At 56.0% G+C, this 232-nt stretch carries 1 protein-coding gene; it reads right to left on the minus strand.

The window, feature by feature from the left end; all coding sequences use genetic code 11:
- The coding region (locus SD455_RS16740) for a hypothetical protein (RefSeq protein ID WP_445508766.1) at positions 1 to 232 on the minus strand (232 nt) is incomplete at both ends.

Genomic DNA, 232 nt, shown 5'->3' on the forward strand with positions numbered 1-232 from the left:
CTCGGCCACCACGATCGTATGCACGACGCGAAAGAGTCGGTCGCTCTCATCTGCAGACAGTCGATTATCTGGTGAAGCGTCCGGAGCCGTAATTCTGTCTGTTGGGCGTTGCTTTTGCCCAAGGGCTGGCGTGACTTGCTCACACGCATGGGCATTGATGTCACCGTTCCTGAGCAGCGTTGCCAAGTGAGCTACAGGGATGCCGTTGATGATGTGCGAATGCACGTCTACA

The sequence above is a fragment of the Nesterenkonia sp. K-15-9-6 genome (assembly GCF_052656005.1).